This is a genomic window from Paenibacillus sp. tmac-D7, from assembly GCF_006519665.1.
Taxonomy (GTDB): domain Bacteria; phylum Bacillota; class Bacilli; order Paenibacillales; family NBRC-103111; genus Paenibacillus_G; species Paenibacillus_G validus.
Window position 1 is genome coordinate 176,030 of sequence record NZ_VIDW01000005.1, and the last position, 21,168, is coordinate 197,197.

General features: G+C 56.9%; 16 protein-coding genes. 6 read left to right on the forward strand and 10 right to left on the reverse strand.

Annotation, left to right across the window (positions count from 1 at the left end; all coding sequences use genetic code 11):
* Window positions 1-168: 168 nt before the first annotated feature.
* Window positions 169-2,004: a PAS domain-containing sensor histidine kinase gene (locus FKP33_RS05830; protein WP_127606808.1), complete on the reverse strand. Its 1,836-nt coding sequence runs from the start codon at window positions 2,002-2,004 to the stop codon at window positions 169-171.
* Window positions 2,005-2,333: 329 nt separating this feature from the next.
* On the opposite strand from FKP33_RS05830, the gene gltB reads away from it, so the two are divergent.
* The 3 genes from gltB (at window position 2,334) to FKP33_RS05845 (ending at window position 8,986) form a co-directional block, all read left to right on the forward strand.
* Entirely contained in the window at window positions 2,334-6,929 is a 4,596-nt protein-coding gene (gltB, locus tag FKP33_RS05835; protein WP_141334162.1) for a glutamate synthase large subunit, read from the forward strand.
* 16 nt (window positions 6,930-6,945) lie between these two features.
* Complete coding sequence (locus FKP33_RS05840) at window positions 6,946-8,430, forward strand: glutamate synthase subunit beta (protein WP_141334164.1); 1,485 nt, start codon at window positions 6,946-6,948, stop codon at window positions 8,428-8,430.
* A 166-nt stretch (window positions 8,431-8,596) separates the two neighbouring features.
* Window positions 8,597-8,986, forward strand: a complete 390-nt coding sequence (locus tag FKP33_RS05845; RefSeq protein WP_141334166.1) for a hypothetical protein — start codon at window positions 8,597-8,599, stop codon at window positions 8,984-8,986.
* 93 nt (window positions 8,987-9,079) lie between these two features.
* Here FKP33_RS05845 and FKP33_RS05850 read toward each other — a convergent pair whose 3' ends face one another.
* Window positions 9,080-9,595, reverse strand: coding sequence for a hypothetical protein (locus FKP33_RS05850; protein WP_141334167.1), 516 nt, complete (start codon window positions 9,593-9,595; stop codon window positions 9,080-9,082).
* A 61-nt stretch (window positions 9,596-9,656) separates the two neighbouring features.
* Window positions 9,657-11,453 (reverse strand): ABC transporter substrate-binding protein, encoded by a 1,797-nt coding sequence (locus tag FKP33_RS05855; protein ID WP_054800005.1) that lies wholly within the window; start codon window positions 11,451-11,453, stop codon window positions 9,657-9,659.
* A 162-nt stretch (window positions 11,454-11,615) separates the two neighbouring features.
* On the opposite strand from FKP33_RS05855, the gene FKP33_RS05860 reads away from it, so the two are divergent.
* Complete coding sequence (locus FKP33_RS05860; RefSeq protein ID WP_141334169.1) at window positions 11,616-12,065, forward strand: hypothetical protein; 450 nt, start codon at window positions 11,616-11,618, stop codon at window positions 12,063-12,065.
* The gene (locus tag FKP33_RS05865; protein WP_258313380.1) at window positions 12,037-13,629 is read left to right on the forward strand and encodes a DUF4153 domain-containing protein; all 1,593 of its coding nucleotides are present in this window, start codon (window positions 12,037-12,039) and stop codon (window positions 13,627-13,629) included. Before FKP33_RS05860 ends, FKP33_RS05865 begins: the two co-directional genes overlap by 29 nt.
* Here the strand turns inward: FKP33_RS05865 and FKP33_RS05870 are convergent.
* The 3 genes from FKP33_RS05870 to FKP33_RS05880 form a co-directional block, all read right to left on the reverse strand.
* A complete protein-coding gene (locus FKP33_RS05870; RefSeq protein WP_127606820.1) occupies window positions 13,613-14,380 on the reverse strand; it encodes an HAD family hydrolase in 768 nt (255 codons plus the stop codon). The two genes, FKP33_RS05865 and FKP33_RS05870, sit on opposite strands and share 17 nt — an antisense overlap.
* A gap of 132 nt (window positions 14,381-14,512) precedes the next feature.
* Entirely contained in the window at window positions 14,513-14,959 is a 447-nt protein-coding gene (locus tag FKP33_RS05875) for a bactofilin family protein (RefSeq protein WP_141334171.1), read from the reverse strand.
* On the reverse strand, window positions 14,956-15,990 hold the full coding sequence (locus FKP33_RS05880) for a M23 family metallopeptidase (protein ID WP_127606824.1): 1,035 nt from the start codon (window positions 15,988-15,990) through the stop codon (window positions 14,956-14,958). Before FKP33_RS05880 ends, FKP33_RS05875 begins: the two co-directional genes overlap by 4 nt.
* A gap of 134 nt (window positions 15,991-16,124) precedes the next feature.
* On the opposite strand from FKP33_RS05880, the gene FKP33_RS05885 reads away from it, so the two are divergent.
* Window positions 16,125-16,502 (forward strand): hypothetical protein, encoded by a 378-nt coding sequence (locus FKP33_RS05885; RefSeq protein WP_230876181.1) that lies wholly within the window; start codon window positions 16,125-16,127, stop codon window positions 16,500-16,502.
* A 10-nt stretch (window positions 16,503-16,512) separates the two neighbouring features.
* On the opposite strand, the gene FKP33_RS05890 is transcribed toward FKP33_RS05885, so the two are convergent.
* From FKP33_RS05890 to FKP33_RS05905, 4 genes are read right to left on the reverse strand one after another with little or no spacing between them, the layout of a single operon-like run.
* Window positions 16,513-17,934, reverse strand: coding sequence for a GerAB/ArcD/ProY family transporter (locus FKP33_RS05890; protein ID WP_141334172.1), 1,422 nt, complete (start codon window positions 17,932-17,934; stop codon window positions 16,513-16,515).
* 31 nt (window positions 17,935-17,965) lie between these two features.
* Window positions 17,966-18,196, reverse strand: a complete 231-nt coding sequence (locus FKP33_RS05895; RefSeq protein ID WP_127606828.1) for a hypothetical protein — start codon at window positions 18,194-18,196, stop codon at window positions 17,966-17,968.
* The gene (locus FKP33_RS05900; protein ID WP_141334174.1) at window positions 18,193-19,362 is read right to left on the reverse strand and encodes a Ger(x)C family spore germination protein; all 1,170 of its coding nucleotides are present in this window, start codon (window positions 19,360-19,362) and stop codon (window positions 18,193-18,195) included. Before FKP33_RS05900 ends, FKP33_RS05895 begins: the two co-directional genes overlap by 4 nt.
* Window positions 19,359-20,987: a spore germination protein gene (locus tag FKP33_RS05905; protein WP_127606832.1), complete on the reverse strand. Its 1,629-nt coding sequence runs from the start codon at window positions 20,985-20,987 to the stop codon at window positions 19,359-19,361. Before FKP33_RS05905 ends, FKP33_RS05900 begins: the two co-directional genes overlap by 4 nt.
* Between the last annotated feature and the right edge of the window lie 181 nt (window positions 20,988-21,168).

Here is a 21,168-nt window from a genome sequence, read left to right on the forward strand (position 1 = left end):
AGACCCGACGTAACACAAACGAAAATTCGACAAATTTCGAGGAAATGGCCGCCGGCCATTCGAGGGGAAGCATGATCCGGAGGGACAGGCTTCCATCGGGCGACGGGGAAGGCGCGCACAGCCAAAAACCGCTCTTCCGTCGGGAACAGAGGAGCGGTTTAAGCAGGTTTATCCAATGGGAAGCGTAATTTTCACGACGGTTCCCCGGTCCGGTTCGCTTTTGATTTCGAGACGGCCGTTATGCTCGGTGATGATCTTTTGGCTGATCATAAGTCCGAGGCCGGAGCCGTTCTCCTTTGTCGTAAAGAACGGTTCGCCCAGCCGCTTGAGCACGTCGCCCGGGATGCCCGGACCGTTGTCGGAGAAGACGACTGTCACATAGCGAGGGTCGGTTTGCTCCACGGCGATTTGGATCCTGCCGCCGCCGGTCATCGCTTCCATCGCATTTTTTACAATATTAATAAACACTTGCTTCAATTGATTCTCTTCGCAATGAATGGACGGCAGGTCGCCGTGAATTTGCGTGTCGAACTGAATGTTGTTCAGATTTGCCTGCGATTCAAGCAAGGATACGACGTGGACGAGAATCGGCGAGAGCGGGCGCTGCTGGAACGCGGCGGCTTGCGGCTTGGCCAGCAGCAGCAGTTCATTGATGATTTGTTCGATGCGGTCCAGCTCGGACATCATAATATCCAAATATTGCTCTTTATAATGAGCGCCTGTTTTCATAAACTGCGTAAATCCTTTGAGCGAGGTCAGCGGGTTGCGGATTTCATGCGCCACGCCTGCCGCCAGTTGGCCGGCGACGGATAATTTCTCCGAGTTGCGCAGCAGCTCCTCGGTTTTCTTATGCTCGCTGATATCTCGCCCGATGATGCAGATGCCGGTAATCTCGTTGTCGGAGCCGACAACCGGGGATATCGTCAAGCTGAGATCGAGCATGGCGCCGTCCTTGCGACGGCGCTTGGTTTCGAACCCGGAAATTTGCTTGCCCTGCAACGCTTGGCGGTACAGCAGCTCCGATTCGATCAGCAGCTCGTCCGGAACATTCGGCGGCTGTTCGCCCAGCAGCTCTTCCTTCGAGTAACCGAACGTCTCGACGAACGCTTTATTGACTTGAATAAGCCGGAAATCGGCATCCAAAATCGAGATGTTGTCGGCCGCGTGCTCGATCATGGATTTTAACTGCTGTTTGGTTGCGCGCAGCGTTTCTTCCTGGTTCTTAAGCGCCGTGACATCGCGCAAAAAAATCGACAAACCATTCTTGGACGGATGGCAGCTGACCTCAAGCCACTTGTCAAGCATCTGGAAATAATAAGTGAAATAAACGGGAGCGGCATCATCCATCGCCCGCTGGCATTGCTTATAAAACCCCGAGTTGATCCATTCCGGCAGCACGGTGTGCAGGCTCCGGTTCAGCAGTTCATCGCGGTTGTGCTCAAGCAGCAGCTCCGCGCCTCTGTTCACGTATACGAATTCGTTTTTGCGGTTGAGCATCACGTAGGCGTCCGTCATCATTTCCATTAATGAAGTCATGCGTACGAGCGCTTCGGTTAACGATTCCTCGAGCCCTTTACGTTCTGAAATGTCCTGCGTTTGCAAATAAATATAAGAGGGCAGCGCATTCTCTCCGTACAGACCGTAGGCGTTTACATTTAACCACACGGTGCTTCCGTCCGCCCGTATCCAGCGTAGTTCCGCTTCGTAACGGGGCAATTGCCCGGCGACCATCTGGCTCAAGTGATGCATGCATAATAGAAGCTCTCCCGGGTGGAGCAGCGACTGCAAATTCATCTTCTGCAGCGTTTCGGGTCCGTACCCGAGCTGTCGGCTAAGCGAATCTCCGGCGAGCACCAGGTTGCAGTCCGTATCCAGCAGAACGGCTCCGGCCTGGGAGCTGGTGAAGCTTTTTAAAGCCAATTCGACAAGAATCCCTTCCAAGCTGACGCTTTCGCCCTGCCGCAGCTTCTCAGGCATTCGATCGCGGGCAATCCGGTCATCCATGCCACCATTTCCTCCATGCATTACGATATGCAAATAACATTCGTCAAAAATCTACATATCCCTCTTTTTGGTTGAGAGCAATGTCAGAAATAATCAGATTATATATGAAATTTTAGACAATAAAGCGCTCTTTTTTTAAATTGCTATAATAAGAATGGAATGTTAATATAAGACATATTATCTGTATGGTTCATAGATTTCCACAGTTTGGGCGCGGCGGAGAAGCTCCCATTCTTCCGCATCGATCCCCCTAGACAGCTTCGTACCCATGCCCATCGGACTGGACAGTATTCAACAAAAAATCCGTAGATGAGAGGAAAGCGCGAGGAATGAACAGAACAGGTTTACCCGTGAAGCAAGGTCTTTACGACCCGGCCCAAGAGCATGACGCTTGCGGCATCGGTTTCGTCGCCCATCTGAAAGGTTATCCCTCCCACGATATTGTGACATCGGCGCTTACCGTGCTTTGCAATTTGGATCATCGCGGCGGTCAAGGTTGCGAAACGAATACGGGAGACGGCGCGGGCATCTTATTGCAAATTCCGCATAAGTATTTCCGTAAGGCTTGTGGTACGGAGGGAATCGAATTGCCGGCGGCAGGCCGTTACGGCGTAGGGATGATCTATTTGCCGCAAGAGGTGGAGACTCGCATCGCCTGTGAGCAGCTTGTGGAGCAGGCGGTCCGCGATGCGGGGCAGCGGCTGCTCGGCTGGAGAACGGTGCCGACGAACAATGAAACGCTCGGCGATTCGGCGAAGGGCTCCGAGCCGTATGTCAGGCAAATTTTTATCGGCGCTTCCGAGGACGCGGCGGAGGAGCTCTCCTTCGAACGGAAGCTGTATGTCATCCGCAAAAGTTCCGAGAACGGCGCAAGGCGCCTTGAGGGCGGCGGCGCCTTGTATGTCGCCAGCTTGTCGAGCCGCACGATCGTATATAAAGGCATGTTAACCCCTGAGCAAGTGGACCGCTACTACATCGAATTGCAAGACCCCGACTTCGAATCGGCCTTGGCGCTGGTTCACTCCCGTTTCAGCACGAATACCTTCCCCAGCTGGGAGCGTGCACACCCTTACCGTTACCTCATTCACAATGGAGAGATCAATACGCTTCGCGGCAACGTGAACTGGATGCGTGCCAGACAGGCCGTGTGCCGTACGGAACTGTTCGGCGACGACTACGATGCGATTTTGCCGATCATCGACACGGACGGATCCGACTCGCAGATGTTCGACAATTGTTTGGAATTTCTAATGCTTTCCGGCCGCTCGCTGCCGCATGCGGCGATGATGATGATTCCGGAACCGTGGTCTAAACACGAAACGATGAGCGACGAAAAGAAAGCGTTTTACGAATACCACAGCTGCCTCATGGAACCGTGGGACGGCCCGGCCGCGATCTCGTTCACCGACGGTCGATCGATCGGCGCCGTACTTGACCGCAACGGCCTGCGTCCGGCGCGTTACTATGTCACCAAGGACGACTGGGTCGTGCTCGCGTCCGAAGCGGGCGTGCTGCCGGTGGCGCCGGAGCGCATCGTCTCCAAGCAGCGTCTCCAGCCGGGACGCATGCTGCTCGTCGATACGACGGAAGGCCGGATTATTGCGGACGAGGAGATCAAGGAACGGATCGTGCGGGAGCACCCGTATCGCGAATGGCTGAACGAACATTTGGTTTCGCTCAGCGAGCTGCCGGAGGCCCCGGAGGTGCCCGGCGTATCCGCCGGCGAAGCGCTGCTGCAGCGTCAGCAGGCGTTCGGCTACACGTTTGAGCAATTGCGCAAGGTGCTGGAGCCGATGGCGCGCACCGGTGTCGATCCGATCGGCTCGATGGGCTTTGACGCGCCGCTTGCGGTGTTGTCCGAACGGCCGCAGCTCTTGTACAGCTACTTTAAACAATTGTTCGCGCAGGTGACGAATCCGCCGATTGACGCGAACTTCGAGGAAATCATTACGGCTCAAGGCACGACAATCGGCCCGGAAGGCAGCCTGATCGATCCGAAGCCGGAGAGCTGCCGGCAAATCCGGATCGAAACGCCGATTCTGACGAATGCGGAGCTGGCGAAGCTGCGTCATATCCGACGGGAGGGCTTCCGAACCGCAACGCTGCCGATGGTATTTCCGGCGGCGGACGGCGCGGAGGGGCTGGAGAAGGCATTGGCAGCATTATTCGTGTCGGCGGATGAGGCGATTGCCGGCGGCGCGACGCTGCTCATTTTGTCGGATCGCGGCGTGAACGAGAAGCTGGCGGCGATTCCCGCGCTGCTCGCGGTGTCCGGGCTGCATCACCACTTGATCCGCGAAGGGACGCGTACGAAAGTAGGGCTGCTCGTTGAATCGGGCGAACCGCGCGAGGTGCATCACTTTGCGCTGCTGCTCGGGTATGGGGCCGGCGGGATCAATCCGTATATGGCGATCGAATCGCTTCAGGGCATGATCGATCAAGGGCTGCTGAAGGGCGTTGCCTACGAGAAAGCCGTCTACCACTACGTGAAGGCGGCGACCAAAGGCGTTGTGAAGGTGCTGGCGAAGATGGGCATCTCGACCATCCAGTCGTATCGCGGCGCACAAATTTTCGAAGCGATCGGTTTGGACGCTTCCGTAGTCGACCGTTACTTCACTTGGACGTATACGCCGGTTGGCGGAATAGGCCTGGAGGCGATCGCGCAAGAGGCGCTGCTTCGTCACCGGCGCGCTTTCTCGCCGCAAGAGGGCGTGGATCGGGTGCTTGATACGGGCGGCGAGCTGCAATGGCGCAAGAACGGGGAGGAGCATCTCTATAACCCCGAGACCATTCACGCGCTGCAGACGGCGGTGCGTACGAACAATTATACGATGTACAAAAGCTTCGTGAAGCTGATTCATCAGGAGAACGAGCGTTATATGTCGCTCCGTTCGCTGTTCTCGTTCCGTTCGAATCGCGAACCGGTGCCGATCGAGGAGGTCGAATCCGTCGAATCCATGTTCAGGCGCTTCAAGACAGGAGCGATGTCGTACGGCTCGATATCCAGGGAAGCGCATGAAAGTCTCGCGATCGCGATGAACCGCATCGGCGGCAAGAGCAATACGGGCGAAGGCGGGGAGCATCCGGACCGCTTCCAGCCGGACGGGAACGGCGACCTGCGGCGCAGCGCCATTAAGCAGGTCGCGTCGGGGCGCTTCGGCGTGACGAGTCACTACCTGGTCAATGCCGACGAAATTCAAATCAAGATGGCGCAGGGCGCAAAGCCGGGCGAGGGCGGCCAGCTTCCGGGCTCCAAGGTGTACCCGTGGGTCGCCGAAGTGCGCGGTGTGACGCCGGGCGTTGGCTTAATCTCGCCGCCGCCGCATCACGATATTTATTCGATCGAGGACTTGGCCGAGCTGATCCATGATCTGAAGAATGCCAATCCGCGGGCGCGCATCAGTGTGAAGCTCGTCTCCGAAGTGGGCGTCGGCACGATTGCCGCCGGGGTGGCTAAAGGCAAAGCGGACGTCGTGCTGATCAGCGGCTACGACGGGGGTACGGGCGCTTCGCCGCAAACGTCGATCCGCCATGCCGGTTTGCCGTGGGAGCTGGGCCTTGCCGAAACGCACCAGACGCTTGTGCTGAACAATTTGCGCAGCCGGATTACCGTGGAGACGGACGGTAAGCTGATGACCGGCCGTGATGTTGTGATCGCCGCGCTGCTGGGCGCCGAGGAGTTCGGTTTCGCCACGACGCCGCTCATTGCGCTTGGCTGCATCATGATGCGCGTCTGTCATCTCGATACGTGCCCGGTCGGTGTGGCCACGCAAAACCCGGAGCTGCGCAAACGATTTGCCGGCGATCCGCAGCATGTCGTGAATTTCATGCATTTTGTGGCGCAGGACGCGCGCGAGCTGATGGCGGAGCTCGGCTTCCGCACGATCGAAGAGATGGTCGGGCACACCGAAATCTTGGAGACGAAGCAAGCGGTGCAGCATTGGAAAGCGAAGGGCATCGATTTGTCGCCGCTGCTCTATCAGCCGGAGGTCGGGGAGGAGGTCGGTCGCTTCTGCTCCATGCAGCAGGATCACGGACTCGACCGGTCGCTCGATGTGCAGGAGCTGATGGCGATCTGCGAACCGGCGCTTGAACGGCGGGAGAAAGTGCATGCGATTGTGCCGGTGCACAACGTGAACCGCGTCGTCGGCACGATCGTCGGCAGCGAAGTGACCCGGCGTTACGGCAAGGAAGGCTTGCCGCACGACACGATCCGGCTGCACTTCAACGGCTCGGCCGGTCAAAGTTTCGGCGCCTTCGTGCCCGGCGGGATGACGCTCTCGCTCGAGGGCGACGCGAACGATTACTTCGGCAAGGGGCTTTCCGGCGGCAAGCTGGCCATTTTCCCATCGGAGAAATCGACGTTCATCGCCGAAGACAACATCATCATCGGGAACGTGGCGTTCTACGGGGCGACGGACGGGGAAGCTTACATTCGCGGGATGGCGGGCGAACGCTTCTGCGTACGCAACTCCGGGGTGCGCGCCGTCGTGGAAGGCGTCGGCGACCACGGCTGCGAATACATGACAGGCGGCCGTGTCGTGGTGCTGGGTCCGACCGGGCGCAACTTTGCGGCAGGCATGTCGGGCGGCATCGCTTATGTGCTTGACGAGCACGGGACGTTCGCCGACCAGTGCAACAAGGAGATGGTGCTGCTGGAGAACGTGGAGGAAGTGTACGAGGCTGAAGAGCTGAAGAACATGATCCAGCACCACGAGACGTATACGGGCAGCGCTGTGGCGCACCGTATTTTGCACAATTGGGAGCACTATTTGTGGAAATTCGTGAAGATCATTCCGAAGGATTACAAGCGGATGTTCGAAGCGATCGAGCGCGTGAAGCGTTCCGGCTTATCCCAGCAGGATGCGATGCTGGTCGCTTTTGAGGAAAATATGAAAGACGTCTCGCGCGTCAGCGGCAACTAAAGGAGGAACGATCGAAATGGGTAAACCTACCGGTTTTATGGAGTTTGAGCGCGAGGTCCCGATCGACAACGGTCCTCTGCTGCGCATCGCGCATTGGCAGGAATTCAGCATCCCTTTGACGGAAGAGAAGCTGCAGCAGCAGGGCGCACGCTGTATGGATTGCGGAATCCCGTTCTGCCATACGGGCAAAATCATCAGCGGTATGGCCGCCGGCTGCCCGGTCAACAACCTGATTCCCGAGTGGAACGACCTCGTCTATCGCGGGCAATGGCGGGAAGCGCTGGATCGTCTGCATAAGACGAACAACTTCCCCGAGTTTACGGGACGCGTCTGTCCGGCGCCTTGCGAGGGCTCCTGTACGGTCGGCCTGAACGGCTCGCCGGTGACGATCAAAAACATCGAGAAGTCGATTATCGACCGCGGCTTCGCCGAAGGCTGGGTCGTGCCGAACCCGCCGAAGACGCGTACCGGCAAGAAGGTCGCCGTCGTCGGCTCAGGCCCGTCCGGGCTCGCCGCCGCGGCGCAATTGAACCAAGCCGGCCACACCGTTACGGTGTACGAGCGCGCGGACCGTCCGGGCGGCTTGCTGATGTACGGCATCCCGAACATGAAGCTGGATAAGAAATACGTGCAGCGCCGGGTTGAGCTGCTTGCTGCCGAAGGCGTTACCTTCGTAACGGGTACGGAAATCGGCAAGGACCTTCCGGCATCGAAGCTCAAGGAAGAGAACGACGCGGTCGTCTTGTGCGGCGGAGCGACCTTGGGCCGCGACCTGAAGATCGAAGGCCGCGAGCTGAAGGGCATCCATCTTGCGATGGAATTCCTGTCGAAGAATACGAAGAGCTTGCTCGACTCCGGACATCAGGACGGCGCTTTTATTTCGGCCGAAGGCAAGCATGTCGTCGTCATCGGCGGCGGCGATACCGGCACGGACTGCGTCGGCACCTCCATTCGCCATAAGTGTGCGAGCGTGACGCAGTTCGAGATTATGCCGAAGCCGCCGGAAAAGCGTCAACCGAACAACCCGTGGCCGGAATGGCCGAAGGTGCTCAAGGTCGACTACGGCCAAGAGGAGGCGGCGGCGGTGCAGGGCGAGGACCCGCGTAAATATATGATCTCGACGAAGAAGTTCGTCGGCGATGAGAACGGACATGTCAAGGAACTTCACACCGTGCTGATCGAGTGGAAGAAGGACGACCAAGGCCGGTTCGTGCCGGTTGAGGTGCCGGGCAGCGAACAGGTGTATCCGGCGCAGCTCGTGCTGCTCGCGATGGGCTTCCTCGGTCCGGAGAATCCGGTGCTTGAGCAGCTTGGCGTTGAACGTGACGAGCGGAGCAACGCCAAAGCGGCTTACGGCCGCTTTGTGACCAACGTCGAGGGCGTGTTCGCCGCCGGGGATATGCGGCGCGGCCAGAGCCTCGTCGTGTGGGCGATCAACGAAGGCCGGGAAGCGGCCCGCGAAGTCGACCGTTATTTGATGGGCTCGAGCAACTTGCCTTAATCGGGCCAACGCGTCTAACCCGTCTCCCTTCGGTCGGAGGCGGGTTGTTTGTCGGGCAGTCTCCATGTGGATTCCGTATGTTTGAATCGGGATGGCCTGCATTTAGTTTATGTAGCGGACAGATATGAGATTCAATCGCGGCGCGGAAGTCGAGGAGGCTGAGGAGGTGCACAAGGAATTGAGAACGATGTTGACGCCTGAGGAACTACAGGCGTTGTTACCCGCCGAAGAGGAGAAGGCCGAGCAGGGATACGCCGATCACGTCGGGCGCCAGCTTGCTCAAGAGGTTGCCCAATTGCACAAGGAAATTGCGCGTTTGGAGCAAACCGTCGATCGGCTGACCGACCGGCTGGAGAAGCTGGAGCGGGCCGGTTGTCCGGGCGTCCAGGCGTCCGACCTGGCTTCTATAACCGGGGAGCCGTCGCCCCCTCAGAACCAGGTTGAACCGTTCATGAGGGAGGACGCGCTTCTTCTTCCTTCCCGTACCGAAACGCACGGGCGCAAAAGGACGAAGCCTTATGAAGATACCGGCATTGGCCGATGGTTTTCACTATAACTGGAAAAGGGATGTCCTGAGAGTCGGATGACTTCACGGATGTCCCTTTTATCGTTGATAAGCCTATAAGGAATACATGAATCAACTTGGGTCTTAACGACGCGGTTTTCTCCGGCGGCGGGGGATCCGGCAGCTGCACACTTTACTGGATCGGTAAGGCGTCGATTTCATCGTAATCGCACGGGAGGAAAATCGCAGCGTCTGCACAATACGCGGCACATCGCGGTTGACCATCCGCTTCAGCAGCCCGATGGGCGTCCCGTACTTGCGGTAATCGTAATTCCCGGTTTTGCGATTGATAAATTCATGCGGCAGCTCCTCCGGCGTCAAATAGGCGAATACGCGCCCGTCGCGGGCCGCAATCAAAGACAAGGGCGAATCCCCATAGCCGAGCCGCAGCCAGTCCTCCTGTGTCATGCGGAACACCAGTATCGTGAAAATATCGTCATACACGTTTCCCTTATACTTAAACCGAAAATGCAGCTCGTATTCCGAGTCGGGGTCCAGCTTTTTTTTACTGACGACACAATAATTCCGCCACCACGACGGAAAACGCAGCGTAAAGCCGTATTTATCGTTCCTGTACAGCAGATCGGACGATTTGGCCACTTCTCCTTCGCTCCTTCCGGTTGCGCTTTCTTCCTACCATCGTATGCGAAGGAGACTTGGCCTATGGCTTGAACCAGATGTTTTTAAACTGCACCCAGTCCAGGGCGCCCTGCGAAATGCCTTTTACGGAAGTGTGATACACGGTCTTCAGCCGCTTGAAGTATAAAAAGCCAAGCACCCGTCTCGCCGTCAGCAGCGACTCCACTCGCTGCAGCAGCTCAGCCCGTCGCGATTGGGAGGGCTCCAGCAGCGTTTGCCCGAGCAGGGCGGCGACGCTGCTTTTAAGCGATGGCTCCAAATGTCGCTGCATGCTGGTGTAGAGATCGAACAAGCGCAGCTCGGCGTCGTTATCGAGCATGATGGAGAACAGCAGCAGATCGGCGTGCAGCCGCTGCTCGCTCTTGAAAGCCTGTGCGGACAGCAGCTTGACCTCGCAGGCGAAGCCGGCTTCCTGCAGCAGCGCTTGCACAAGCAAAGCGTCTTCTTCGTACTGCATGATCGTACAGATGCGCAGCCTTTGGCCTTGGTAGTCGCTGCGCTTCACGAGCGCCTTCAGCCGTCCGGGTTCATAGGTATACGGCTCCGCCACCGGAGAAGACAAGCCTTCGCCGTACCGGATGAAGCTGTCGGCCGTGTAGATGGCGTCGCCGCCAAGCCTCTCCAGCAGCTTGCCGCGGTCCAAAGCGGCCATGACGAGTCCACGCAGCGCCGGGTCGTTCATCGGCCCCTGCTTCAGCAGGTTGAAGGTTAGAAACCGGCATGTAGCGCCCTGCTGTTGAACCTGCTCCCATTGGTTCGGCGCATCAAGGGGGAGCCGGAAATTATGGATGACCTGGAAGCTTTCCAGCGTTCGGTCGTAATCCTGCGTTTGCAAATTCGGGATATGCCACAGCTCCACCCGGTCCAAATGGGCCCGCCCCTGGAAATAGGAGGGGAATGCCTCCAGCATGCACAACGATTCGTCGAGATGCGTCAGCTTGAACGGCCCCGTGCCGACAGGGGCCAGCGCGAACGACTCCTGCTTGTCCTCGCAGGCATCGGCGGGCACAATCGACGCCCGGTTCGTGCCGGCAAACTGCAGGAACAGCTCGTTCGGCTCGGTTAAGCGCACGCTGACGGTTATCGGATCGACGACGTCGACGCGTTCGATCTGTTGATGAACCCAGCTGTACAGCGCGCCCTCGGACAAGCGCTGCAGCCTGATGAACGTGTAGGCCACATCCTCCGCTGTCAGTTCCCGCCCGTGATGAAACAGCACGCCTTTACGCAGATGAAACGTCCAGATTTTCCGGTCGGCGCTTACCTCCCAGGCGTGGGCGAGATGCGGTTCGATCGTTTGCGTGAGCCGGTTGTACCGCACGAGCGGGTCGAACAGCTGGTGCACAAGGTGCGCCTCCGTCGAGAAATGGATGGTCGCGGGATCGAGTGATTGCAGCGGCTGCGTTAACGGAAAGCGCAGCGTATCCAGCCGTTTGTCGCCAAGCACCTCGCTGGTAATGCCGAAATACCCGCTCAGCCAGCGGTGGAAGCTTTCCTTCACCGTTCCCTCTAGCGTCGAGAGGCTCAACTGCTCCAACGCACCGCGCAAATCTTTGCGCTCCACCAGTTCCTTGGCGAGCAGGAGGGCGATCTCCTCGGCCGGAACGCGGAAAGACAGCAGCGAGCGGTTGCTCCGCCCGCGCTTCGGCGTCCATTCCAGCCATCCGAGGTCCTGCATCTTTTTCAGCAGCAGCTGCGCATTGCGAGGGGAGCAGCCCAGCGCCTCGGCGAGCTCGTTCAAGGTGACGGAGAGCTCATGCTGAACCCCGGCGTGCGGATATTGATCATGCAGACGCATATAATGAGCGGCTAGCTTCATAGCAAACGATCGCCTCCAATTCAGTCTTATTAAAATACGAAATTCATGTTTCAAAAGTTGCTATTTTTATTCCTGTTTTACAAGGTACAATGATTCATATAGACGAACATCCCTATTGCGCCCTGAATATATAAAATTACCCATAGATGGGAGGAATTTTAGATGAATGCTTTGCTTCTAACGTTATCGTGGGAAGAACAATTGCTGCAGGAGGCGGAGAAGGACCTGCGAACTGCAGAAGACACAGGATCGCTGGCGTTGTCCGTTTGGGCCGTCGCCCAGCTCGCTTACGGTAGGCTGTGCGGTGTTAGCGCGCTGGAAGGCTTTCATGCCGACCCGTCGGAGACGTATCGGGGACTAGCGGAGCAACTCGGGCTTTCGCCTCAGCTTGAGCGGGAACTGTGCGCCGTCTATCAGGTTCACGAGCAGGTCGGGCAGGGCGCTTCGGCGTTGTCGGATTTGTTGAACGAGCCGTTATTGCGGGAGCTCGGAAGTCACCTTCTACGAATGCTCAGAGGTGCGAAGCAGCCGGAGGCTGAAGTCGTCCCCCCGATATTTCATCCTGCAAGGAGGGCCGCCGCCGGTGAAACTGCATTCGAACGAACGATTTAACGAGAAGAAGCTGCTGCTCGCCTCCTTAGGTTGTGGAGTTGTCCACCACTATCTCTTTTATGATCGAAGCTGGGGCGTTTCCGTTCCGGTATTTGTGTTAGGTTTTTACTTGCTCTTCTATACAATGGCTCAAGGACATATCGGACGCAAAAAGGACCCGTCGCTGCTGCTGCTCCTGCCGGTCGGGCTGCTCGCGCTCACGTATGCGCTGTATACGAATATGCTGTTTGCCGTCTTAAATGCGCTTGCGATCCCTTTCCTTGTCGTGCTGCATACAACCTGGCTGACCAGCCGGGGCGGTAAAGCGCCGATCTGGGTCCGCATGCTGGAGCAAGTGTTCGTCCAGACGCTGCTCTATGCCCCCAGGCCCTTTGCCGTCCTGTTCGGATGGATGTCCGTCAGGATGAAAGCCGGGCGCTCCAGGACGCTGATGAAGGTGCTGCTCGGCTTGCTTTTATCGGTTCCGCTGCTCGCCGCAGTGGTCGGGCTGCTGGCCTCGGCCGATACGATGTTCGATCGATCGCTGGCCCGGCTGCCGAATTTGTTTGAAGACGTAGAGCTGGGGCGTATCTTATTCCGTGCGTTGTGGATTGGCGCCATAACGGTCGGCGTGTTCGCTTACGTCGCCGGGCTGCTGCAGCCGAAGTTGTGGTCGTCGGCCCGGCCGGCATCTCCCTATATGCCGAAGACCGCAAGCGTCCCGTCCGCGAATGTCGAATGGGATGTCCTCGCTGCGGACGGCGCCGTCTCTCAGGCGACCGCTCCATCCGCAGCACCGTCCGATCTTCGTCTGGATCCGACGGTCGCGTCTACCGTGCTGATCGCGCTGAATGCCGTTTACTTGCTGTTTGCCTTCGTCCAGTTTTCATATTTCTTCGGCGGAGGCGGGGGAGCAGGCGCAGCCGCATTGCCCGAAGGGGTCACATACGCTTCCTATGCGCGCCAAGGCTTTGCCGAGCTCGTCGTCGTGACGCTGATCAACTTAACCGTGCTGATTACATTTCTATACGGCGTCCGCCGCCCGGGGCCGCTTGCATGGACGCTGCTGCGCACGCTGCTTGCGCTGCTGGTAGGCTGCACAGGCATTATGCTCAGCTCCGCCTACTTGCGTCTTTCTATGTACGAAGAAGCGTATGGATATACCGTCACCCGCCTGCTCGTCCATGCGTTCATGATATTCCTGCTCGTGCTGTTCGTGCTCGCTTTAGTGAAACTTTGGCGGGAGAAGCTGCCGTTGCTGCGATATTATGGGATAACGGCGCTCGCTGCCTACGTCCTGATCAATTACATGGGGATCGATGCGATGATCGCCCAGAACAATATCAAGCGTTACGAGAACAGCGGCGTCATCGACGTAGGCTATTTAGGAGGGTTGAGCTTCGAAGCGGTGCCGCACTTGGTCGACTTGCGGAAGAATCACCCGGAGCTGGACGCCGTGGAGGGTGTGCTGCATAACTTTACCTATCGGCTGGAACGACAAGAAGGCTCTGCGTCCTGGACGGAGTTTAACGTGTCCAAGCGGAGAGCCTCGCAGATGCTGCAACCGGTCAAGCCGGCTCGTTAGGAGCCTCGGCCTGCCGGGCGGCAGCAGTGTAATCCCGAATCGTTTCGGGAATCAGATGCAGGGAGGACAAAGTGAAGTAGGCGCCGACCGGAGCCACGTTGACCTCGACTTGATTGTAAGACCATTCAAGCTCCGCCGGCATGAAGATGGCATGGATACCGCAGGTGAGCGCCGGAATAATGTCCGTACGCAGCGAGTTGCCGATCATCCAGGTGCGGCTGCGGTCGAAGCCGTGCGAGCGGATCAAGCCGTCCAAAAACTCGGTGTTTTTGTGACGGGTGATATGTATCCGAGCGGCGAAATAACGCTCCAGCCCGGCTTCCTTGACCTTCCGCATTTGAATTGCCGGATCGCCGCCCGTATACAAATGCAGCTCATGGCCTTCGGCCGTTAAGGTGCGAAGCGTTTCTTCCATATAAGGATAAGGCTCGATGCTGTGGCCGTAAACCGAAGCGCCGAGCTCCATCAGCCTCTCGATTTCCTCTTCGCTTTTGTGGCGCCCGGTCAAGTCGGAATAGTAGTCGTACGTGTCGACGAACGATTGGGGGAAATGATCCGGCGAGAAGCCTTCGACCAGCACGCGCTCCAGGTCGATTTCCGCTTGCTTTTTCTTCACCTCGTCGATGGACAGCTTGTACCCGTGAAACCAGGCTTCCATCTGATCGGCGAACTGTTCCATGACTAAATCGAAAAATTTATTACAGTAAATTAGCGTGTCGTCCATATCGAAAAGGATGATTTGCTTCGTCATAGGCTTTTCTCCTGCTTTGCCCGCGTATCCGCGTTTTTCCAACCATTATAGCATGGGGTACCCAAGGTTGCATCTTTGCCGGGTTTCATTCGGCCCGCGGGTGCTGCCCGGGAAGCCATGCGAGCAGGTTTCTTACCCGGCCTCCGAACCGCCGGCCGGCCGTATCGGTCCGTCCGAAGCAGCAGCGCCGCTCCCGGTCTCCGCCGGCGCTTCTTCCAGCCCGGTCATCGCGCTCAGTCCCTCGAATACCGCCCCTTTCTCGACGATAAGCTGTCCGGCGGCGATGCGCCCGGTTAGCTTTCCGGTCGAGGTGATGCGCACCATGCCTTCCGCGTGCACGGAGCCGTCCAATCGTCCGGCGACAATCAAGTCCTGCGTGCGAAGCTCCTTGCAGCTCACGGCTCCCTTCTCGCCGATCGCCACCTCGCCGTTCGCATGTAAGGTGCCGATGAATTCGCCTTCGATCCGCAGATCGGCTTGAGACGTTATGACACCTTCCATCCGACTGCCTTCGCTGATTAAAGTGACGGCGCCGTTCCCGCGCGAGCGGTTGCTCGGTTTACCGAATAATCCGATCATGATTTCGTTTTCTCCTCTTTCGTTCGTTCCATCGGCAAATAGCCGGACGGATCGGTGCTTTTACCGCCAAGCAGCACTTCGTAATGCAGGTGCGGGCCGGTGCTGCGTCCGGTCGTGCCGAGCTTGCCGATCGGGTCGCCTTTGTCCACGAGGTCGCCCTTACGGACAGTCGCCCGGTTCAAGTGCATGTACCACGTGAGCAGCCCGGACGTATGCTCCACGATGACGTTATGACCGTGGAGCTTATCGTAGCCGACCTCATGCACGACACCGCCGCCCGCCGCGTAGACCGGGTCGTCCAGCTTGCCGGCGATATCGACCCCGCGATGGAAGCTAAGCTTCTTCGTGAAGGGATCCTGGCGATAGCCGTAATTTGAAGTGACGATGCGAGAGTCGGTCGGCCATAACGTCGGCGTCCTCCGCAGCCGTTCTTGCTTTTCCTGCAACTGCTGTCTGGAATCGGACAAGCTCGTCTCCAGCTTGTTCATTTCGTTTTGCAGCGCCATGTAGGCGGCCCCTGTCGCCATCGCTAAGCGCCGGATTTCCTCATGGGTGACGGGGACGGCCGGACCTCCCATGCCGAGCGCGGCGGAGGCAGCCTCCGTGCCTGCGGTCGAGGCTTCGCCCGCAGGCAGGCCGCCGCTTTCCGCGTTTTTCTCCGCGCTGACAGGGGCCAGCTTCTGCAAATCCTCCTCGAGCTTCTTCATCTGCGCAACTTGACTATGAACCTCGGCCGCTTGCTTCGACAGCATGTAGATGTCGTTCTGCAATTCTTCAATTCTTCGATTCTTGCTTGTTAACGCTTGCTCCAGCTTAGCCGTTCGACCGCTCAATTCGCTGGTTTTCAGAAACGTTGAAGCGGCCGTGTGCGCATGCTGCAAGTAGAGGAATGCAGCCGCTCCGACTGTGATCATGACGGAGGCGGCCACGCTCCATACGACACCCCGGGCCAATTTGAGGCGAACGACGCTGCCGTTCGCTTCGGGAATGATAACGAACGTCAGCTTATTTTGAAACCACTTGAAATTCATGACGACTCCTTTCGGTATGTTGGCCGCCGGCGGGCGGCAATTAGATGGCATTGAACGTATGTTGTCAAGAAATAAGCTTCCCCCACATAGATTTGTACTAGAACGTGATGTGAAGGGGAACGGAGGGAATTCCATTGTCGTTTTTAAGAACAAGCCGCATGACTTTACAGGAGCGGCTCGCCCAGCATGTAAAATTCGAGGTCGCTCTGCAAGCCGAAGGCTTCGCCAGCGAGCCCGGCGTGCTGCAGAAAGTCGGCAAGCGCTTCATGCGCGTCAACAACCAATATTTCGTTCCGAGTACGATGCAGGAAATCGTACTGCTCGGCGCTTCGCTGAAAGTAACGGGAGCGGCTGCAAGCATCCGCACGACCTATGCCGGCACGTTCGAAGCGAAGCTTGTCCGGACGGGCTTCGATTTCATCGAGCTGCTCGTTACCCGGGAAGAAGAGGAAGAAGAGCTCCGGATGCTTATTCCTCTGAATCAGGTCATCAGCGTCGAACGAATCGGGTAACGACACCGGGTTATGTCTGGGACGAATGCCGAACCACGAACTTCTTCGCCGCTCTCATTTCCATGTGGGAGGTTACCACCGCTCCGACCAAGCAAATGGCGTAACCGATCCCGCTTAGCGTTCCGACGACAGCGTATGTCATCCCGAGCCAGATGCCTAAGAATACCAGGCATGCGCTCAACAGCAGCAGCACATTCCCGGCCGTAATCCAGGTGGAGTGCCGGATGCACTCGATCCGGCTGATGAACCGGGAGCTGGTGGTAGCGTCGGAACGGCCTTGCGCAGGTTGTTCCTGCTGCTTGCCGGGCGATGGCGTCCCGCTCTGCGCCTGGTCCAGGCGCAGCTCCCGCACCGGGTATTTGCGCATGAACAAGAGCAGCGCGGCGAGCAGCAGCGGTTGATAGCCGAGAATGATGACAGGGGAGCTGTAGTTACCGAAACTGAACACCTCGGCCGCACTGTCGAAGGCGAGCAGCGTAGTCAGCAGCAAAAACAAGCTGACGGGCGAATTGATCGACGTATAATCCCGTTCCTTCAACAGGCTTGCGATGCCCGTCAACATCGCCAAGTAGAGCAAAATATCTTTACACGCGGTGATCGGATACCAGATGCTAAGGATAAACAGATCGACGCGGTCTAAAAAATCGGTAATGTGAATGTGTTGGACCAAGCTATAGTTCGGATAAACCATATGGCCCGGGATGACCGGTCCGAGCACAAGCACCTGCAAAAGCAAAGACAACGTCAGCAGGAAAGTGGCGATGAGAGTGCCGTGACGAAACGCCGAACGGATTTGCTTCGAGCTCCAGATCGTATGCAGGAAAGCGCCGACGAACAGAATATCGCCGAACCAGCCGATCCCGAGCACGTTGGCATAGAAGTATTCGACGGGTTTGACCGTTAAGGCTGGCCGGATTAATTGCGTGTCCAATTCGTTCGATAACAAGAACGGCATGGACAAGAGCAGCACGAAGAAGAAGGGGAAGAACAAGTCGTTAACCCTTCCTACGACTTCAACGCTCGTCCTTCCATAGAAGGCGAGCAGCAGCACGAATAGCAGCACGAGAATTTCTTGAGGAGTGTTCGGCAGAAGGATCGTGCCGATGAACTTCCCGAACGCACGCAAATCCCGCATAAGCACCATCCATAAGTGAACGAGGATCAGCAGGTTGGCGCAAGTGCCGATCCATCGGCCGAATACGATCGTGGTAATTTCGAACAGATGCTTCTGTGGAAATCGTCGGGCCAACTGTGTCAAGACGAACCCGATCAGCAGTGCGTATAAGCCCGGAAACAAATAAGTCAGCCAGGCGTCGATTCTGCCTAGTCGGATGAGCTCATGTTGAATGCTGATCAATCCGCCTCCGGAGAGCAGCGAAGCGATTAACCAGGCGAATTGCCGGTGGTTAATAATTTGTATTTGGGCTGGCATCCTGTCACTCCCTCTTTAGCTGGAAGCCTTGTTAACCATGAATGAGTGAGAACATCCACGGAGAAACGTGGGCGATGAAAAATTGGGTCGGCATCGGGATCTTGTATCCCAAAAGAACAGCTGCGTACAAGCCGAAGGTCATGGCGTACAGCAAAAAATAGAGCCTGCGCATCCCCCGTTTGAGGGTGGACCAATGCTTCAAATTTAAAAACATCAGGATAAGGGACAGCACGAGGAAAAGAACCATGAACTGTAAGTTCATTCTGCATCCTCCGATTTTGTAACGTTATCGTAAATCATTCCGGTTTCCGACAAGATGCTTTTCACCTTAATGTTAAATTTGGCAGTCTTTAAGCCGTTCGGCCATTCGTTCTTGAAACGCTCGGTCCACAAATTCGGATAGGCGCGCCATACGTAGGCCCCGAGCTGAACCGAGTCGCAATTGTTGTCGATCATCTGCTTTAACGTGTCTTCAACGGATTTTTTCATTTGTTCGGCAAGCCGCGCCTCCATGAGATGGATCTGATCGGCCCGGGTAAAGTCTTGAGTCCCCGTGCTTTCCAACAACTTCGCTTTCGTTATCAAATTGATGTCGAACTGCAATTGGTTGCCGGCTAGTCTTGCTTGCACATCGCTGTGGGCTTCAAAAATCCGAACGGTAATGTCCGTATTCTCCACATGCAGCGTAATGGAGACGTTAACGAACCGCTCTTTCAACAAGGCTAAGCCCGCGGCTGCCCGCCCTTCCAACGTATCGACCATCTTGTCACCGCGGAATTGGCTGTAGCCGAGCACTTCGACTTCTTTGGAAGGCTTGGTCCCTTTCTCGGATTCCCGGACGCCCATATAGATGGCGACGGGGTCGCCGCCCGGCGAACTGAGCGCCAGCGCAAAATCTTTCATGTTCATGTCGATAATCACTTTCGATTTGGCCAATTCACGAATCGCTTCCGAAGGAAATCGTTCGAACTGCGGGCTGGCCTGCAGCAGCTCGTAGGCTTTACCTTTGGTGACGATGAAATAGGTGGTCATCCGGCTTTCGGGCGACCGGGAAGTCGCGTCAAATACTTTGAACACGCCTGCTTTGGCTAATTGTTCTCCAATCAAGACCGTCCGACGATGCGCCAGAAACATACGGCGCGGCATGCGGTTCTGCAGCTTGGCTTGCGCTTCGCGGTACGTTTTGCCGACCTCCGAATCGATATAGTAGCTCTTATCGCCGGCGGTGCCGCCGCCTCCCCCCGTAGCCCCGCCCATCGAACCCGGCAGCGGCACCATGACGCTGTACCGAATCGATCCGTCCTTTTCGATGTCGAGGGCGGTAGAGAGGATGAAGGCCAGGTCGTTGACTTCGGTCCGGTCCCAGCAGCCGGGCAGCAGGAGAATCGCTGTGGCTAGCAAGCCGAATCGAGACCAAGTACGAATCATGATTCATCCTCCTCTCCGTGACCATGATTCTCATGGCGGACGTGCTTCCCGCGTTGTCCGGACTGCTCCATAATTTCATCCACAACGTCGTCGCTCATGCGCCGGCTGTCTTGTACAGGCAGATAGGCCGGACGCTTCTTCATCGCCCACCAGGGAGCACGGATGACGATATCCTTCAGATCCGAAGAAGAGAGCGGACCGAGCGGCGATAAATAAGGGATACCGAACGAACGCAAGGACGCCATATGGCCGATAATCAGCAGCACGGAGGTCATGATGCCGTACATGCCGAACAACGAGGCGGCGATAATGATGGGAAAGCGGAGCATGCGCACCGCAATCGCACCATTAAAGCGCGGGATGGTGAAGGAAGCGATCCCCGTGATCGAGACGATGATAACCATAGGCGCCGATACGATGCCCGCCTGAACCGCCGCTTGCCCGACCACCAGAGCGCCTAAGATCGAGACGGCGGAGCCAATGGTCTTGGGCAGACGGATTCCGGCTTCCCGCAGCGCCTCGAACGTTACTTCCATAATGAGAGCTTCCACGACGGCGGGGAACGGGATTGCTTCGCGCGACGCCGCAACGGATAACAGCAGCGTTGTCGGCAGCAAGTCCTGATGGTAGGTCGTAATGGCTACGTATAACCCCGGCGTAAGAAGAGAGAGCATCAGGAAGAAGTAACGTAACCACCGGACCAGGGTGGCGATTTGGAAACGTTCGTAATAATCCTCGCTCGCTTGCATAATTTCGGCGAAGATGAACGGCACGAGCAGTACGAATGGCGTGCCGTCGACAATAATCCCGACTCGGCCCTGCAGAAGGGCGCCGGCAACCATGTCGGGACGCTCGGTATATTGAAGCTGCGGAAATGGCGAGTAAGCCGAATCTTGAATGAATTCCTCCAAATAACCGGATTCCAGAACCGCATCGATGTCGATTTTCTCCAGCCGCCCGATGACTTCTTCCACGATCTTCGGGTTCGCCAAATCATCCAGATAGGTGACGATTACGTTGGTGTTGCTCTCCCGTCCGATGATCATCGGTTTCATCTTCAGATGAGGCGTCTTCAGCTTGCGCCGAATCATCGACGTGTTGGTTCGGATATTTTCCACGAAGCCTTCCTTCGGACCGCGTACGACGGATTCCGTTTCCGGCTCGTTGATCGACCGTTTCTCCATCCCCCGGATGCCGAGCAGCAGCGCCTGATTGTTGCAGTCGACGATCAAGCCCGTGTCGCCGCCGAGAATCGAGAGCAGCAGATCTCCGTAATTGTCCGCCTTCTGAAGCTGGGAGACGGGCAGCACCTTCTCCGAAATGTTATCGATGATGCTTTCTCCGCCCTCAAGAATCATGAGCGCCCTCATCGCTTCATGCACTTCTTCCGTCTTGGCCATCCCGTCTACGAAAAAGAGGATGGCTCTCAAACTGTCCTGGAGCTTAAATTCCCGAATGACGAAGTCGGAGCAGTCCTCAAACAAATCCTTCAAATATCGGTTGTTATCCTCGAGCTTCAAAGAGATCGGGACTGAACGCAGCTCGTCGATGAATCGGTAATCTTTTTTGAAAAGCGAGTGCTCGTCGCTGCTCTCCTTTTTCTTCCGGCCTCTCGTCGTCACCATGACGCTTCCTCCCTTCTCGCGGTAACAGAGCCAAGCTTTGCCTTTCCCATGTCCGGTATATTTTTCACCAAACTCAAAAATTTATGACAGCGATGATGGAAAAAGCCGGGTAAGGAAGAAAAAGCCGGGGTTTGGGAGGAATCAGGTATCCAGAGAGTGGTTAAGCTAGAAAAGAATTTTG

Coding starts and splice junctions, on each gene's coding strand:
- FKP33_RS05890 (WP_141334172.1), bottom strand. CDS start 17,934: ATGCCAGCCCAAATACAAATTATTAACCACCGGCAATTCGCCTGGTTA.
- FKP33_RS05840 (WP_141334164.1), top strand. CDS start 6,946: ATGGGTAAACCTACCGGTTTTATGGAGTTTGAGCGCGAGGTCCCGATC.
- FKP33_RS05900 (WP_141334174.1), bottom strand. CDS start 19,362: ATGATTCGTACTTGGTCTCGATTCGGCTTGCTAGCCACAGCGATTCTC.
- FKP33_RS05895 (WP_127606828.1), bottom strand. CDS start 18,196: ATGAACTTACAGTTCATGGTTCTTTTCCTCGTGCTGTCCCTTATCCTG.
- FKP33_RS05880 (WP_127606824.1), bottom strand. CDS start 15,990: ATGAATTTCAAGTGGTTTCAAAATAAGCTGACGTTCGTTATCATTCCC.
- FKP33_RS05905 (WP_127606832.1), bottom strand. CDS start 20,987: ATGGTGACGACGAGAGGCCGGAAGAAAAAGGAGAGCAGCGACGAGCAC.
- FKP33_RS05870 (WP_127606820.1), bottom strand. CDS start 14,380: ATGACGAAGCAAATCATCCTTTTCGATATGGACGACACGCTAATTTAC.
- FKP33_RS05855 (WP_054800005.1), bottom strand. CDS start 11,453: ATGAAGCTAGCCGCTCATTATATGCGTCTGCATGATCAATATCCGCAC.
- FKP33_RS05875 (WP_141334171.1), bottom strand. CDS start 14,959: ATGATCGGATTATTCGGTAAACCGAGCAACCGCTCGCGCGGGAACGGC.
- FKP33_RS05860 (WP_141334169.1), top strand. CDS start 11,616: ATGAATGCTTTGCTTCTAACGTTATCGTGGGAAGAACAATTGCTGCAG.
- FKP33_RS05830 (WP_127606808.1), bottom strand. CDS start 2,004: ATGGATGACCGGATTGCCCGCGATCGAATGCCTGAGAAGCTGCGGCAG.
- gltB (WP_141334162.1), top strand. CDS start 2,334: ATGAACAGAACAGGTTTACCCGTGAAGCAAGGTCTTTACGACCCGGCC.